Source organism: Caloramator sp. mosi_1 (assembly GCF_028622835.1).
Lineage (GTDB): Bacteria > Bacillota > Clostridia > Clostridiales > Caloramatoraceae > Thermobrachium.
In genome coordinates this window covers 1,811,927-1,828,753 of record NZ_CP117677.1, presented here as the reverse complement: position 1 = coordinate 1,828,753, position 16,827 = coordinate 1,811,927, and the positions used below count along the sequence as shown (strand labels likewise).

15 protein-coding genes and 7 pseudogenes are annotated in these 16,827 nt (G+C 32.2%); all 22 read right to left on the bottom strand.

The genetic code is table 11. The features are described 5' to 3' along the window. Positions 1-9: 9 nt before the first annotated feature. Positions 10-150, bottom strand: a complete 141-nt coding sequence (locus PL321_RS12990; RefSeq protein WP_273962332.1) for a hypothetical protein — start codon at positions 148-150, stop codon at positions 10-12. Between the two features lie 12 nt (positions 151-162). Next, a pseudogene (locus PL321_RS12985) lies at positions 163-1,078 on the bottom strand (alkaline phosphatase). Then, positions 1,075-1,635, bottom strand: a complete 561-nt coding sequence (locus tag PL321_RS12980) for an alkaline phosphatase (RefSeq protein WP_273962331.1) — start codon at positions 1,633-1,635, stop codon at positions 1,075-1,077. The pseudogene PL321_RS12985 and the gene PL321_RS12980 overlap by 4 nt, the downstream one beginning before the upstream one ends. An 11-nt stretch (positions 1,636-1,646) precedes the next feature. Beyond that, positions 1,647-1,787 carry a hypothetical protein gene (locus tag PL321_RS12975; protein WP_273962330.1) on the bottom strand — a complete coding sequence of 47 codons (141 nt, stop codon included), beginning with the start codon at positions 1,785-1,787 and terminating at the stop codon, positions 1,647-1,649. Positions 1,788-2,285: 498 nt separating this feature from the next. Continuing rightward, positions 2,286-3,017, bottom strand: a complete 732-nt coding sequence (gene pflA, locus PL321_RS12970; protein ID WP_273962329.1) for a pyruvate formate-lyase-activating protein — start codon at positions 3,015-3,017, stop codon at positions 2,286-2,288. A gap of 12 nt (positions 3,018-3,029) precedes the next feature. Further along, positions 3,030-5,253, bottom strand: a pseudogene (pflB, locus tag PL321_RS12965) (formate C-acetyltransferase). A gap of 236 nt (positions 5,254-5,489) precedes the next feature. After that, positions 5,490-6,503 (bottom strand): annotated as a pseudogene (locus tag PL321_RS12960) (alpha-hydroxy-acid oxidizing protein). 12 nt (positions 6,504-6,515) lie between these two features. Continuing rightward, complete coding sequence (gene yfcE, locus PL321_RS12955) at positions 6,516-7,064, bottom strand: phosphodiesterase (protein ID WP_273962328.1); 549 nt, start codon at positions 7,062-7,064, stop codon at positions 6,516-6,518. Then, positions 7,042-7,278: pseudogene (locus PL321_RS12950) on the bottom strand (GNAT family N-acetyltransferase); the annotation flags it as partial. The gene yfcE and the pseudogene PL321_RS12950, both read right to left, overlap by 23 nt. A 390-nt stretch (positions 7,279-7,668) precedes the next feature. After that, positions 7,669-8,933 (bottom strand): annotated as a pseudogene (locus PL321_RS12945) (APC family permease). A gap of 174 nt (positions 8,934-9,107) precedes the next feature. Continuing rightward, complete coding sequence (locus PL321_RS12940; RefSeq protein ID WP_273962327.1) at positions 9,108-9,569, bottom strand: DUF523 domain-containing protein; 462 nt, start codon at positions 9,567-9,569, stop codon at positions 9,108-9,110. A 167-nt stretch (positions 9,570-9,736) separates the two neighbouring features. Then, positions 9,737-12,094 (bottom strand): annotated as a pseudogene (locus PL321_RS12935) (endonuclease MutS2). Positions 12,095-12,110: 16 nt separating this feature from the next. After that, positions 12,111-12,407 carry a U32 family peptidase gene (locus PL321_RS12930; RefSeq protein ID WP_273962326.1) on the bottom strand — a complete coding sequence of 99 codons (297 nt, stop codon included), beginning with the start codon at positions 12,405-12,407 and terminating at the stop codon, positions 12,111-12,113. A 35-nt stretch (positions 12,408-12,442) separates the two neighbouring features. Next, positions 12,443-12,748, bottom strand: coding sequence for a U32 family peptidase (locus PL321_RS12925; protein ID WP_273964559.1), 306 nt, complete (start codon positions 12,746-12,748; stop codon positions 12,443-12,445). A gap of 193 nt (positions 12,749-12,941) precedes the next feature. Then, the gene (locus tag PL321_RS12920) at positions 12,942-13,232 is read right to left on the bottom strand and encodes a DUF3656 domain-containing protein (RefSeq protein WP_337961168.1); all 291 of its coding nucleotides are present in this window, start codon (positions 13,230-13,232) and stop codon (positions 12,942-12,944) included. Between the two features lie 411 nt (positions 13,233-13,643). Next, a pseudogene (locus PL321_RS21525) lies at positions 13,644-14,464 on the bottom strand (peptidase U32 family protein); the annotation flags it as partial. A gap of 114 nt (positions 14,465-14,578) precedes the next feature. Next, positions 14,579-14,956 carry a hypothetical protein gene (locus PL321_RS12905; protein WP_273962323.1) on the bottom strand — a complete coding sequence of 126 codons (378 nt, stop codon included), beginning with the start codon at positions 14,954-14,956 and terminating at the stop codon, positions 14,579-14,581. A gap of 209 nt (positions 14,957-15,165) precedes the next feature. Then, positions 15,166-15,342, bottom strand: a complete 177-nt coding sequence (locus PL321_RS12900) for a hypothetical protein (protein ID WP_273962322.1) — start codon at positions 15,340-15,342, stop codon at positions 15,166-15,168. A 355-nt stretch (positions 15,343-15,697) separates the two neighbouring features. Next, positions 15,698-15,847 carry a hypothetical protein gene (locus tag PL321_RS12895; protein WP_273962321.1) on the bottom strand — a complete coding sequence of 50 codons (150 nt, stop codon included), beginning with the start codon at positions 15,845-15,847 and terminating at the stop codon, positions 15,698-15,700. 33 nt (positions 15,848-15,880) lie between these two features. After that, entirely contained in the window at positions 15,881-16,051 is a 171-nt protein-coding gene (locus tag PL321_RS12890) for a hypothetical protein (protein ID WP_273962320.1), read from the bottom strand. Next, on the bottom strand, positions 16,021-16,146 hold the full coding sequence (locus tag PL321_RS12885; RefSeq protein WP_273962319.1) for a hypothetical protein: 126 nt from the start codon (positions 16,144-16,146) through the stop codon (positions 16,021-16,023). The genes PL321_RS12890 and PL321_RS12885 overlap by 31 nt, the downstream gene beginning before the upstream one ends. Before the next feature lie 62 nt (positions 16,147-16,208). Next, on the bottom strand, positions 16,209-16,811 hold the full coding sequence (locus PL321_RS12880; protein WP_273962318.1) for a hypothetical protein: 603 nt from the start codon (positions 16,809-16,811) through the stop codon (positions 16,209-16,211). Between the last annotated feature and the right edge of the window lie 16 nt (positions 16,812-16,827).

Here is a 16,827-nt window from a genome sequence, read left to right as displayed (position 1 = left end):
GAATAAGCATTATAACATTTTTGCTTTTCTTGGTTGTGATGCTTCAACCTTATTATAATTCTCTAATAGTGAAGTTGAAATAACTGAAACTGATATAGCCGTTGCTATAGCTATACTTGTTATCTTTTTAGTTAATATATTTAACTTCATTAATAAAGCCCCTTACTTAATTAAATCAAGTACTTGTTTTGGTACATAGAAGTTGTCTGAAATATAAGGCATTACTGAATTTATTTCTCCTTTTAAACCATTTAGTTCATAAATATTTGTATATAGATATAGTTTTAATTCGTCTGTTCCCTTTGTAACTGTTACATATGCATTTTTAAAATCATCAATTTCTTTATTAGGATCCTTTGGATCAGCAATTTTAGGTATTGTAATAGTTACTGTTGCACCCTTTGCCTCAAAGGCTTCTTTTCCATTAATAAACATTTGTTGTGTTAATGAATTTAACTTTTCTTCTCCTAATAAAATTCTTTGCATATATTTATTAACTTCTGTATTTTCAACAACCCCTTTTAGTTTTTCAACTCCAAATGGTGCATATATTCCTAAATACACATCTTCCCCTGTATGTCCACCTGTTGTAAATCCTATTTTAACTCTTGCACTTACTACTTCATTTATTTTATTAGATTTTATTTTAACAATTTCCTCGTCTGTTAAATCATTTATACCATAATTTTCTTCTACTAAATTCTTTATTTCTAAATCCGTCTTACCTGTTATGATCTTATTGAATGTTTGTGCTGTCATCTTTACATTTTTAATCTTATTTACACTATCATTAAAAGTAACATTGTCATAGGTAAATCTCTTATCTTTTGTTGATCCTGTTTCATAATTTCCTATACTTATTCCACTATTACCGTGATCTGTGGTAACTATCACTACTGTATCTCCATCTTTTTAGCAAAATCAAGTGCTACTTTAACAGCCCTATCAAAAGCCATTATATCTGAAACAATTCCTGCTGGATCATTTGCGTGTGCCGCCCAGTCAATTTTACTTCCTTCAACCATTAGAAAAATCCTTTATCATTCTTTGATAAAACTTCAATTGCTTTTTTCGTCATTTCTTCAAGTGTTGGTTCTTCTGGTCTATTTTTGATCTATCAATATCATAAGCCAAATCCACTTCTGCAAACATACCCCATATTTTATTTGAAGTTGAACTAATCATTTCCTGTTTAGTTGTAACATAGTCGTACCCTTTTGCAATTAATTCATTTCTATATGTTTGTGCATATTTATCTCCACCACCTAAAACAACATCTAAATTATTGTAAACCTGTTGCTTTATAATTGCATCATAATTACTTCTTGAGTCTATATGTGCTGAAAAATCTGCAGGTGTTGCGTGTGGAACCTCACAAGTAAACACAAGACCTGTTGACTTTCCATCCACTTTAGCTGCTTCTAATATTGTCGTCAACGGCTTTTTATCCTTTGATATACCAACATATTTGTTCTTTGTTTTTTCTCCAACAGCATAAGCAGTACCAGCTGGTGCGGAATCAGAAATAGGTCCATCAGCCCAATAAGTTTTTACTGCACCTACAGAAATTTCATCCATAGTTAGGGGTTGTCCATTATTGTACCATCTAGCAAGTGTTATTGCTTCCGTACTCATTCCATCCCCAATTAACATAATAACATTTTTACTTTCCTGGGGCTTTCAGCCTTAACACTAATAACACTTCTTATACTTGCTGTCATTAATGAACCAACTAATGCAGCACCACAAAGCGTTACACTTAGTAGCCTTTTGAATTTTTGATTCATATCAAATACCTCCCAAAATAACTTTTTCATAAGTATTTTAGGATATTATTGTTAAAATCGCTTTAATTTACATTAATGTGATGTTGTTTGTATGTTAATTACTCATTAATTTTATCTAAATTATGATGGGGACGGTTACTTATTTATTGTCTATTTTGATTATTATTTTCTAACTAAATTATTTATATCTATCTAAACAAAATATAAAGCTACTTCACCAAGTCGTATAATTTTAATTAATATACCACCTTTTTTCTTATTATAATTTATTTCTAAGAATAAAATATTCTGTAATCCCTACCCCCAAGCATAAATGTATGTAATAAAATAAGTAACCGTCCCTATATGGTTTTGTTTATTTATCTCTTTAAAATTTACTTAACTTCTTAAACGTCCTGACTACAAAAATGACAAAAGGTAAAATGTTTGATGATACCTATACTTGTATTAAATAAAATTAGATAAATTAAGTAACCGTCCCCTATGAAAAAGGATGCCCTATTTTACAAGGACATCCTTTAGTTTAGTATTCATTATTCTTTTTAACTCCTCTAATCTCTCCTTAGATAGAGGTTCTACACCTTCGAGTCTATACTTTATACCCAGCTCTTTATATTTATTTACTCCGTGAACGTGATATGGCAAAAGTTCTATTTTCTCAACATTTGGGATGGTATTTATATATTCAGCAAGAGCACTTATATGTTCTTCTCCATCCGTTATACCTGGAACAACCACGTGTCTTATCCAAAGCTTTGTGTTGTTTCTCTTTAACGCATCCAAAAATTCTAAAAAACCGTGTCTATCATAACCTGTTAGTTTTTTATGTTCTAATTCTTCTATATGTTTTATATCAAGAAGCACTAAATCTGTATACTTTAATATTTCATCATACATCCCAATACCATAGCCTGATGTATCAAGGGTTGTGTGTATTCCTTCCTCTTTACATCTTTTAAAAAATTCTATTACAAATTCAGGCTGGAGGAGGGGGTCTCCGCCTGAAAGTGTAACACCTCCGCCCGAATGCTTAAAGTATATACTATATCTCTTAACTTTTTGCAAAAGCTCATCAACAGTTATTTCAAATCCACCATTTTTATCCCAAGTATCTGGGTTATGGCAGTAGGCACATCTTAACTTACAGCCCTGCATAAAAACTACTACTCTTATTCCAGGTCCATCAACAAGTCCCATCGTTTCAATGGAATGAACTCTTGCCTTTACCATTATATACTCCCTTTATATTCTTTCGTGGAATGTTCTCTTTATAACGTCAAGTTGTTGTTCCTTTGTAAGTCTTGTAAAGTTTACTGCATATCCTGAGAACTCTTATAGTAAGTGTTGGATATTTTTCTGGATGTTCCATAGCATCCATTAGAGTTTCTCTGTTAAGAACATTAACATTTAAGTGGTGTGCATTTTGTGCAAAATAACCATCCATTATAGCAACCAGATTATTTACTCTTTCTTCCATATCCTTACCAAGTGCATCTGGAAGTATTGAGAAGGTATTTGATACACCATCCATACAGCTTGTATATGGTATTTTTGCTACTGAGTTAAGTGATGCAAGTGCACCTTGTATATCTCTTCCGTGCATTGATTTGCACCTGGTGCAAATGGCTCACCCTTCTTTCTTCCATCTGAGTAGATCCAGTCTTCTTACCGTATACAACGTTTGATGTTATTGTTAATACTGATAATGTGTGTATTGCATTTCTATATGTTGCGTGCTTCTTTAGCTTTTCTATAAATCTTTGAGCAAGTTCAACTGCTATTTGGTCTACTCTATCATCATCATTACCATATTTTGGATATTCGCCTTCAACTTCGAAATCAACAGCTATTCCATCTACTCTAATTGGCTTAACCTTTGCATACTTTATTGCACTTAGTGAGTCTGCTGCAACTGATAAACCAGCTATACCAAAGGCCATTAATCTTTCAACTTCTGTATCGTGTAGTGCCATTTGTAGTGATTCATAAGCATATTTATCGTGCATATAGTGAATTACATTCATAGTATTTACATATAGGCCTGCTAACCATTCCATAGTTTCATCAAATCTTCTCATTACATCTTCATAATCAAGATATTCACCTTGTGGTATATCTGTCTTTGGCCCTATTTGCATTCCAAGTTTTTCATCAACACCACCATTTATTGAATATAGTAGTGCCTTTGCAAGGTTTGCTCTTGCACCAAAGAACTGCATTTGCTTACCAACCTTCATAGCTGATACACAGCAAGCTATTGCATAGTCATCACCAAATATTGGTCTCATAACATCATCATTTTCATATTGTATTGAGTCAGTTTTTATTGACATTTCAGCACAGAATTTCTTAAAGTTTTCTGGAAGCTTAGTTGACCAAAGAACTGTCATATTTGGTTCTGGTGCAGGTCCAAGATTTACAAGAGTGTGTAGGAATCTAAAGCTATTCTTAGTAACAAGCGTTCTTCCATCTACACCCATACCACCAATTGCTTCTGTTATCCAAGTTGGGTCACCTGCAAATAATTCATTATATTCTGGTGTTCTAAGATGTCTTGCCATTCTAAGCTTCATTACAAATTGATCTATAAGTTCTTGTGCTTCAAGTTCTGTTATAATACCATTTCTTAAATCTCTTTCTATATATATATCAAGGAATGTACTTACTCTTCCAAGTGACATCGCAGCACCATTTTGTTGTTTAATTGCAGCAAGGTATGCAAAATAAACCCATTGAACTGCTTCTTTAGCATCCTTTGCTGGTTTTGAAACATCATATCCATAGGAAGCTGCCATCTTCTTTAATTCTTCAAGTGCCTTTATTTGCTCTGTTAATTCTTCTCTAAGTCTGATAACTTCTTCTGTCATAGCACCAACAAGCTTTTTCTTGTCCTCTTGTTTCTTTTCTATTAAGTAGTCTGCACCATATAGTGCTAATCTTCTATAGTCACCTATTATTCTTCCTCTACCATATGCATCTGGAAGACCTGTTATAACCCCTGACTTTCTTGCAAGCTTCATTTCATCTGTATAAGCATCAAATACACCTTGGTTGTGTGTTTTTCTATATTTTGTAAAAATGTCAACTATTTCTTGGTTTACTTTATAACCATACGCTTCAGCAGCTTGAGTTGCCATTCTGATTCCGCCCCAAGGATTAACAATTCTCTTTAATGGAGCATCAGTTTGGAATCCAACAATTACTTCATTTTCTTTATCAAGATATCCTGGCTTATATGCATTTATTTCTGATACAGTTTCAGTATCAACGTCTATTACACCTTTTTAATTTCTTCTATGATAAGAGCCTTTGCTTCATCCCATAGCTTTGCAGTTTTTTCTGATATAGGTGCTAAGAATGACGCATCTCCTTCGTATGGCGTGTAATTCTTTTGAATAAAGTCCCTAACATCTATTTCTTCAGTCCAACGACCTTCAACAAAACCTTGCCATTCATTAAATCTCATTGTCATTACCTCCTTATGTAGAACCATCTTCTTGAGTCTATTATATATCTTTTTGATAACTGTATCAATACCTTTTTTGCTTATTTTTCAATATTTTTATGTGTTATTTTAAATCTGTTATAGTACATAAATCAATCTGTTATATTGATAAAATATAGATAATATTGTTAAGTTTCTGACAATAATAATTATTATTTGACTTCTATTAAAAGGGGATAGTAATCATTACTATCCCCTTAGTATCTAACTACTCTCTCATCAATATCCTTTATACTACTACAACCTGTTAATATCATCGCAGATTTTAATTCACCTGCTATTTTATCGATATATGCCTTTACTCCCTCTTCTGCTCCACCAAAGGATGCTGTTACAAACGGTCTTCCAATTAAAACTGCATCCGCACCGAGTGCAATCATTTTTAGTACATCAACACCTGTTCTAACACCACCATCTGCAAGTATTGTAATTTTCCCCTTTACAGCCTTTGCAATTTCTGGGAGAACTTCTGCAACACCTGGTGTATGGTCTAATACTCTTCCTCCGTGATTTGAAACAACTATTGCATTTGCTCCTGTTTCAACAGCAAGCATTGCATCCTCAACAGTCATAACTCCCTTTAATATAAATGGTAGTTTAGTTGATTGAACTAACTCCTTAATCTCTTCAACTGTTTTAGGACCTACTGGTTTTCCATAAAGTGCCAATGTTATAAGTCCTGCTGCATCTATATCTACACCAACTGCAAATACACCTGCATCCTCTGCCATTTTAATTTTAGATATTATATTTTTATTTTCCCAGGGTTTTATTATTGCAACTCCTTGTCCTCCTACTTTTTAAGCTCCTCTAAATTAGTTGGAAGAAAGGCATCAACAGCCGTGTCTCCAACTATAGGATAGATTCCACCATCTAAACATCCTTTTATTACCCAGGAAATATACTCTCTTTCTGTAAATTTACCACCCATATTTAAAGTTGTTCCAGATACCGGTGCTGCCATAACAGGAATTCTCAGCTTTTACCAAATAGTTCTATTGATGTATCAGGATCCTTAGCATTATGTATAACCCTCATATTTACTTTTACCCTATCAAGGGCCTCATAATTTGCTAAAAGGCACTTCCTGTACCAGTGCCACCCATTCCTGGAACTTCCCCAGCACAGGCCTTACCATTACAAACACTACACACCCTACAGCTTCCATTTAAATTTTCCTTTGCCTTCTTTAAAACCTCTTTGTAATCCATATATACCCCCATTCATATTTTATTTTTTTCTATTATTTCACCACTATCTAAATTAACAAACACTATGTAACCATCTTCATAATATGCAAGAGAAGGAATTCCATCTCCCTTTGGAACCGATATGCTTCCTGGATTTACAATGACTGAATTTTTATATCTCTCAAATCTTCTTATATGAGTGTGTCCTAACAGCATAACATCAATTTTAAATCTATCAATCATCATTTTTATTTCATCATCACTGTACTCGTGTCCGTGATTGACCATAAACCTTACTCCGTCTTTTTCATAAAAAACAACAGGGGTAAATACTGGAAAATCTAAAACCATTAAATCTACTTCTGCATCACAATTTCCTCTTGCTATTATAAGTTCTTTTTTGTTATTTTTTAATTCCTCTATCAGCCCCTGAGGATTATATCCATCTAATATTGGATTTCTTGGTCCGTGATACAAAACATCGCCTGCACAAAGAATAGCATCTGCATCCCCTAAAAGTTCCATTGCCCTTTTAAACCTGTTAGGATAACCGTGAAGGTCACTTATAAAACCAATTTTCATACTGTATCTTCCTCCCTTTTTTACTCATAACAATTAAATTGTGATATTTTCCATTTTTATAAATCCTTTCTCTAAGTTCGCCTTCAAATTCAAAGCCAAGTTTTCTATATAAGTTCAATGCTACTTTATTATCGCTAAGGACATTAAGATATACAAGATTCATATTCATCTCATTGAATATAAAATTCAATCCCGTTCTTAACGCATCTTCACCAAGTCCCTTCCCCTTTGGTTTTTATCATAAATTACAATGCCAATTTCACAATTTCTGTATTCCCACTTAATTTTATCTATTATAAAAAGTCCAATTGGCCTTCTATCCTGATTATCTATAACAAAAATTCTTTTATTACTCTCCTCCTCAGAAGATAAAACATAAGTATCTGCATATCGCTTTGATAAAGGATAAATTATATCTAAATTTAAATTTGTCTCCCTATCATTAAGCCACGCTGATATAATTCTTGAATCCTCAAGTTCAACTGCTCTTAAAAAACCTTTTTTCCTGAAATCAATATAACACCTCCTTTACCATTAGCATAATTATACCACAAAAGCAAAAACTGCCTTAGGTTTTCCCTAAAAGGCAGTTCTTTAAACTTAATTAGTTCTTTCTAAGATATTTATAAACAGGAAGTCCAACTAATGTAACAACCACACCATATAGTGCGTAAGTTGTATTTGTAAGAAGTGTATTTATTAGTATAAATACTCCTCCTGCTATACCAATAAGAGGTATTATTGGGAATAGCGGTACTTCATATGGTCTGTGTAAATGTGGAAAATTCTTTCTTAGTATAAATACACCTGCAACAGCCATAGTAAAGAATATCCAGAGCACAAATACTACAAGCTCTGTTAATATATCAAAGGAACCTGTAGCAACATAAATTGTTGTCATTACTAAAGTTAAAATCATTGAATTAACAGGTGTTCCATACTTTTCGTTTTCCTTTGATAAAACTTCGTGGTAAGGAAGAAGCTTTTCCTTAGCCATAGCATAGGGTACTCTTGTACCTGTTAATATATAACCATTTAATGCACCAAATATTGATATTAATATACCAGCTGAAATAAATGCAGCTCCACCTTCACCAAATAGAACCTTTGCTACATCTGATGCCGCCTTCTTTGATGCCATTATTTGTTCAACTGGAAGCACATTTATCAATGCAACATTTAAGGTTATATAAGCAACCATTACAAGTAATAAACCACCTATTATTGCTCTTGGTAGGTTCTTACCTGGATTCTCTATTTCTCCAGCAATATTTCCCACATTTATCCAACCGTCATAAGCCCAAAGTGTTCCAAGTATAGCTGCTCCAAACCCAGCAGTTGTACTTGCATTTGAAACTATTGGAGTAAAATTATGAGCTTGACCTTTAATTAATCCAAATATTACTAATACGAATATTGGTAATAACTTTGCTACTGTTGCTACGGATTGAAGCTTTCCACCAAACTTTGTTGAAAGCATATTTACAACCATTAAAAATCCTATTACTGCAACTGCCAATATTTTTGTTGTAAATCTGTTAAGTTTACAAAGGCAGTTGCTTGAGTTGCAAATACTATACCAAGTGCAGCCATTGAACCTGGTATGTAAACTAATGTTTGTACCCATCCTAATAAAAAGGCCCATTTTTCTCCGTATAATTCCTTAAGGTATGCAAACAATCCACCTGTTTTTGGAATTGCTGCCGCTATTTCTGCTACGGTAAGCCCTGCTGCCATTGTTATAATTCCACCAACTACCCAAGCAAGGATTCCAAGTCCTGGTGCTCCTGCATCAGTAAAAACCTTCGCAGGTTTGAAGAAAATTCCTGAACCAATAACAACACCAATTACTACAGCGATTGCTTCAATAAGTCCTAAACTCTTTTTTGTTGTACTTCATATTTTTGTTCCTTTAAAGCTTGCATTCTACCCTTCCTTCCTACGATTTTCGATATATTTTTGCTTTTTTCGACTTTATTATTGTACTAAAAAGAATGATTTATTTCAAGAAAGTTTTTATAAAAATTTTTTAATAATCATTATTCAGAATTTTTGTAATTCTTTTGTATCATCTTCTGTATAAACCTTTATACCGTTACGTATTAAAAGCTCAGCTGTTATGCCATTTCCTTCCTTAAGCTTTCCTGAAAAACTTCCATCATATACAAAACCACATCCACAGGAGGGGCTTTTTGATTTTAAAATTGCATAGTTAACACTAAATAACTCTGCCACCTTTAATGTCTCATAGGCACCTTTTACAAAATTTTCTGTAACATCCTCTCCATTTATATTTAATATTTTTCCTCTTCCTTCTAAGACATCCCCTGCATTTTCCGCCTGTATCTCAGCAGGTTTTCTTGGTGTAGGTAATCCTCCTAACTGTTCTGGACATACTGGAATTAGTGTGCATTTTTTCATTAGTTCTATAAGATTATTATTTTTATTGTCATCACCATTATATTTACAACATACACCTAATAGACAGGCACTAACTAAAATCATAAAATACCTCCTTAATAATTAACAATTTATATTAAATTTCGACACTTTTCAATAAATTATTCAAAAATTTAATATAAATTTTCCTTAATGTTTTTTAATATTAATTTAATTTTTAACTTACATAAAAAGCTGTCTTAATGTTAGTTTCAAGACAGCCTAAAAATATATTATTTTAATTCAACAATTGTTACCCCACTTCCTCCTTCACTTAAATCACCCATTCGCATTGATTTTACATATTGATGCTTTCTTAAGGCCTGCTTTATTCCTTCTCTTAAAGCTCCTGTTCCTTTACCGTGAATTATTCTAACAGAATTTAAACCCGCAAGATATGCATCATCTAAATATTTATCTAAATTATAAAGTGCCTCATCTACCGTTTGACCTCTTAAATCAATTTCTGTTGATATGTTTTGTGCCTTTTGCTTTATTATATTAGAAACTCCAGATTTTTTAACTTCCTTTTTGTCCTTTTCTACCCTCTTTAATTTGTTTAATGGGACATTCATCTTTATAATTCCAATTTGTACTTGTACTTCTCCCTTTGAATCTGGTTTTGCAAGAACAACACCCTTCTGAGATACAGTTGTTACATATACCTCTTCTCCTATATTTACATCCTCTAATACTTCAAAATCCTCTTCCTTTTTTCAATAGTCTTTTTGTTTAATTCATCAATATTTTCTTTTAGTCTTCTTCTTGCCTCTTCTGCCTGCTTTAATGATATTGCTTCGCTGTTTTTCTTAAGTTCTACAAGTTCCTTAACAATTGTATCAACCTCGTATTTTGCCTGCTGTAATATTCTTCTTGCATCCTCTTGAGCCTTCTTTATAATATTTTCTCTTTGATTATCAAGCTTAAACTTCTTTTCCGAAAGCTCTCTTTTTATTTGAAGAGATTCCCTCTTAATTGCTTCAATCTCCTCAAATTCCCTTTCAAGTTGTATTGTCTTGTTTTGAAGAGCCTGTATAACATCCTCAAATCTGGCTGCATCCTTTGAAATTTTTGATTTTGCATTTTCAATTATTCCACCATCTAAGCCAAGCCTTTTGATATTTCAAAGGCATTAGACTTTCCCGGAATTCCAATTAAAAGTCTATATGTAGGCCTTAAAGTTTCCACATCAAATTCAACACTTGCATTTTCAAATCCTTCCTTCTCCATTGCAAAGACTTTAAGTTCGCTATAGTGTGTAGTTGCAACTATCTTTGCACCCTTCTCAAAAATATGTTCAAGTATTGCCATTGCAAGGGCAGCACCCTCTGTTGGATCTGTTCCTGCTCCAAGTTCATCTACCAAAACTAAAGATGAATCATCCACTTCCTTTAGTATATTTACTATATTTTTCATATGTGAAGAGAAGGTTGATAAACTTTGTTCAATACTTTGTTCATCCCCAATATCAGCAAATACCTTTTTAAACACAGATACCTGCGAACCAGAATTTGCTGGAATTGCAAGTCCTGTCATTGCCATAAGGGTTAAAAGTCCTGTTGTCTTTAATGTAACTGTCTTCCCACCCGTATTAGGACCTGTTATAACAAGTGCTTTATAGGTATCTCCTAATTTAATATCTATTGGCACAACAACCTCTTTATCTATTAAAGGATGCCTTGCCCTTTTTAAATTAATAAGACCTCTTTGGTTTATTTCTGGTATTGAAGCATCTAAATCAAGCCCAAATCTGCCCTTTGCTAAAATAAAATCTATATAGCCTATATTTAAATTATTGTATTCTAACATATCTGCATTTTCAGCAACCTTACCGCTTAATTCACTTAGTATTCTCTCTATTTCTTGTTTTTCCTTTAACATAAGTTCCTTTATTTCATTATTAAGCTCAACTACAGCCATTGGTTCTATAAAAAGAGTTGAACCGCTTGAAGATTGGTCGTGAACAAGCCCAGGGACGTTACCTTTAAATTCAGCCTTTACAGGAAGAACATATCTATCTCCTCTTAGTGTTATTATTGGATCCTGAAGATACTTAGAGTAACTTTGAAGCATTGATTGAAGTTTTTCCTTAACCTTTGCATTTTTATCCCTTATGGCTCTTCTTATGGAATATAATTTCTCACTTGCTCTATCGGATATCTCCGATTCACTTATTATTTTAGTTTCAATCTCATTTTCAAGCCCCTTAATTACAACCAAAGATTCTATTATTTCATAAATAATAGGACATATTTCCTGTTTATTACCATCCTTCATAAACTCCTTAAGCTGTCTTGTACATTTTAATAGGGCACTTATTCTCAAAAGTTCTATAGGTTGAAGGGTATATCCCATCTTTGCCCTCTTTAGAGTACCCTGCAAATCATAGGTAATGCTAATTGGTAAACTACCCCATTTTAAAACAACCTCAAAACCTTCCTTTGTTTCCTCAAGCCTTTCTCTAACCTCATTTATATTACACGAAGGTTTTAACTCTCTTATCATTTTTTTGCTATTTCAGTTGATGCCCTTTTTTCAAGCATATCTAAAATTTTATTATACTCAAGTAACCTTAATGTTTTCTCATTCATATTTACCCATCCTTCCTTATAAAACACCTCTATAATAATGTCCCTTTGTTGTTTTTCCCTTTAACATATCTAAGGCTTCCTTTATGTTATTTGTTTGGCTAAAATCACCACAATTTAACATATCAACAGCCTCCCTAAAGGCCTTTGATATCAGCTTTGCTTCTTCAACATCTTCATCTAAAAACTGTATAACAAAATATTTTGCACCTGTTTTATATACTTCCTTTATGTCGTCGAGCATACTTAAAACCTTTGAATTATATATGTGATTTCTGCAGTACCTATCAGGTACTATCAAAAATTCCTCCTTCATTCTATCCTTAAGATAATGTATTTTATTTTGGCAAATTAATTTACAATCTTTTTTCCTTCACCCTCTGAACTTCCAATAAAGCATTGCCTTGAAACCATCATTTTTATTCTACCATATACCAAAAGCATTGTATCTATATTTGTGCAATCTATTAAATTCTTTATTTCCTTAAGGTTTAATTCATTTGAAATTAAAGTTCCTGTATTTTTTAATACTTTTGTAGATACTGAATTAAAAATATTAAAGCCCTTATCCAATTTTACATCAAAATCATTTTCTATTAAATATTTATACATACCTAAGTTTCCACAAAGAGCAGATTTTACACCTTTTCCTTTGATGTTCTTTATTTTTTCTTAAGTTGTTCTTCTTCCTCTAAAACAATTTCAGGTATCCACAAATTAACATCTAACCCTTCTTCAATTAAGGATTCTATATCTCCGTTATTTATTCTTAAGCTATCTCCTCCAAAATAAACTTCATCAAAATATTTATGTACCTCTCTAACTATATCCTGTCTTCCTGTAATAAGTATTAACTTCTTTTTATCCTGTCTATATGTTTTTCTAAATCAAATTCTATTTTAACTTCTTCTTTTTTATTTTGTTTCTTATCTAAAAGTTTTTCAATTGCTTCTCTTCTTAAAGAATTTATCCTTGAAACAGGTATTATAACATCATTATCTAAATCTGACTGTAAATTTGCTAATATATAAGGTGTATCCTTTGTTTTTGATAGACTATCCTTTAATTTTTCCAAGGTAATAGGCTTATTTACCGCTATCTCTGGTGGTTCTGATATAACTTCAACTTCATCTCCATATATATCCCTTATTCTTAAAACTACTTCCTGATTCTTTTTATTTTTACATAAGCATCAATAGGTACTCTTTTAATATCCTTTCCTTCAAAGCTCTCCTTTGCTCTGTTTATAAGCTCCACGTCAGATGTTTTATAAACTATATCTCCTTTTTGCTCCCTTAAAATAAAACTCAACCTCCTCCTTATAGGAGGCACTCTCTACTACTTTGCCATCCTTTTTCATATTAGAGACAACAACACCAATACCTCTATCAAAAACTTCAACCCCATCTCCCTCATTTAATATAGCATCAAGCTTAACTTTTACAAAATCACCTTTAACATTAATAACTTTACCTAAATATGTACCCCAATTTCTTGGCTTTTTATAGCTCATCATTTCACTGCCTTGTCTACTAAACATAAAGGCAGATGTAAAGCCTCCTCTATTAAATATTTGTGTTACATCCTTGATATGTGATTTTTCAAGTTTTCCATCAATAGCCGCCCTATAGGCCGAAACTACTGTTGCAACATATTCTGGCCTTTTCATTCGTCCTTCTATTTTTAGAGAATAAACACCAAGTTCCTTTATTTTATCTATAAACTCTAATGTAGATAAATCCTTTGGACTTAAATGATATGCTTTTTTATCATTTAACCTGTATTCTAATCTGCAGGGTTGTGCACATCGTCCTCGATTTCCGCTTCTTCCTCCTATTATACTGCTCATTAGGCATTGCCCTGAAAAGCTTATGCATAATGCTCCGTGTACAAACATCTCAAGCTCTGCCCTTGTATTTTTAGATATATGTTTGATTTCCTCAAGAGAAAGTTCCCTTGATAAAACTACTCTTTTGACTCCTAAATCATATAACATCTCTACTGAATCTAAATTGTGAGCTGTCATCTGTGTACTTGCGTGTACCTCAAAATCGGGAAGATATCTTCTTAGAAGGTGTAAAAACCTAAATCCTGCACTATAACAGCATCAACACCTATTGAATATAAAAAGGAAGCATATTCGAGTGCTCCTCTAAGTTCTATATCTTTTAAAAGTGTATTTATAGTTACATAAACCTTTACATTATATGCGTGACAAAATCTTACTGCCTCAACAAGCTCTTCTCTATCAAAATTTGCAGCACTTTGTCTTGCAGAAAACTCTTTTCCACCTAAATATACAGCATCTGCTCCATTTAAAACAGCCGCCTTTAAACTTTCCATATTACCCGCCGGTGCTAAAAGTTCCAACATAAATATCTCTCCCTTAACATTTGTAACAAATTAATTATACACCATTTATCTTATTTTACAATTATATTTAAAATCAAGAAAGCCATATATAAAAAGGCTGCCTTGGCAGCCTTTTTAGCAATCAAGAGGAATTCCTTCAATTAATATATCTTGATCTACCCCTAATTTATCAAGAACATCTACAAACAAGCTGAGATATACTTCTGTTGCTCCCTGTGGTGCGTGGTAACCTTGAAGTTGCCAAGTTGTTCCTGTCTCGTCGTGACCTACTGCGTGAACAGTGTATGGGCAGTCATTTAATATATCATATTCTGGTTTTACAGCCTTTATTAATAGATGTGATTGAATAGTTGGGTCATCGAAGCACTCTGGTGGAATAGGAGCATCAAATTCGGTTAATGGTACATCCTTAACCCACTTAAACTTTGGATTTGTTCCAATGCCTATAATTTCTAAAGATTCAGTATGACCAATAGTCTGAGGTACATTCATTGCAGAAATAAAACAAGCTGTTGGATTTGGCTTATATACATCGTCTGGAAGAACAACTATACCAAAGCTGTTATCTTCGTATTTTACCCATAGTACAACCTTAAAGGTTATAGTTAGTCTTGCCTTGTGATTACAAATTATCTCTTGTGTTGCTGTCCAATCAGTTATTTTTACTTCATTGATGCATTTAATTCCATATGCTTCTTCTCCTATAGTCTTTTGTCAATACAGAAGTGAAGTGGTACTTTTGTATCATTTGGTGCTGGTGGAGTTCCAGCTATTTCTTCTGCAAATAGTATTTGTTCCTCATTTGCATATTTTGCTAATATCCTCTTTACATAAATGTCAAGTTGCTGCGGGGTTCCATTCCTTAAGAGGTCTTCCATTATATTTCCCTCCCTAAATTATTCCATAAATTCAAATTCTAATTTATACTATGCAACTTATATATTTTATGTGATTTTATCTTTTAAAAAATCTTAAAATACCTGCATTTTCTCTTCTAAATTATTAATTTTATCAAGGGCAAGTTTTATTGTTTCATTTAATATCAAAATCTGTGATTCAACAAACTTTTTTGATCATCTATACTTTTATTAATTTCCTTTATTGCATCTTCTATGTTCAATTTTAAATCATCAACAATACTATTTATCTTGTTTATATCATCCTTTAGATTATCAATTGCCTCATCACTCTGATTTCTATTTAAATTCTGTACAGTAACCTTCTTTAAATTGTCTATCTGTTTTTTAGTTCATCAACATCTAAGTTTAGCCTTTGTATTTTACTATTTATATCATCAAATATGCTCTCACTATCAGATTTGATAACCTTTTGCCAACCAGTATTGTATTCATACTGAATCTGTTTTTGTTCTTTGCGTACCAAAATTTCATCCTCCCAAGAATAGTCTATTATATATTATTCAGTTTCTAATTTATTTGACACAAAAAATAGGGCAATTGCCCTATTTTTTAAAAACTCAACTATTTTTTTACCTATACTTATTTTATCCCTTTTAATCTCATTTGTTATCTCTGTTTTTTCCTTCTTTAATCTTTTTATCTCATCAAGTGCTCTGGCATTTTCCACTTCCAATAAAGAACATTTTTTCTTTCCTTATCTAATTTTTCTTCAATGTCCTTTATTTTTTCTGTAAGTCTTGTACACTCTAAAGACAAATTCATATTTTTTAACTTCTCATTTTGAAGCTCAGAATTTAATACTCCAATTTCTGCCTTATGTCTTTCTATCTCTCTTTTAAAAAATGATTTTCTTCTTCTATTTCATTTAATCTATTTGATAATGTTTTCACTATATTGTCTAAATTACCTATAACATCCTTTATATTCATATCATCTAATCCTGCAGCAACCTGTAAATATGCCTGCATTTCCTCTACTTCCTTTAGCATAAGGCACCTCTCCACCAAAAGATTGATAATAATAGAACATTCTCCTAAGACAAATAAGGTATTATACTCTAAATTTATATCATATTTAAAATTAATTTTTTTAAATTTAATAATATAATCAAGTTCAAGAAAATCCGAAAAGGATACAACAGGTTCAAAATATTCCTTAAATACCTTAACACTACTTTCAAAGCTGTAGGTTAAATTATACTTTTCTACTAAATTACCCTTTAACACCTCAACCATTAAAATACATTCTATAGACAACTCAACATCAAAATACTTTGTATTTCTTTTTACTCTTTTAACATTAATAAATTCATTATGTGAGATTATATTTCTAACCTTCAGTCCGTCTTCAAAAATTATTTTCTTGTCCAAAATCAAATGATTTTTATTGTAACGTGATTTTATAATTTTAGATTGTACTAAATTCATAAAAAACCATAATACT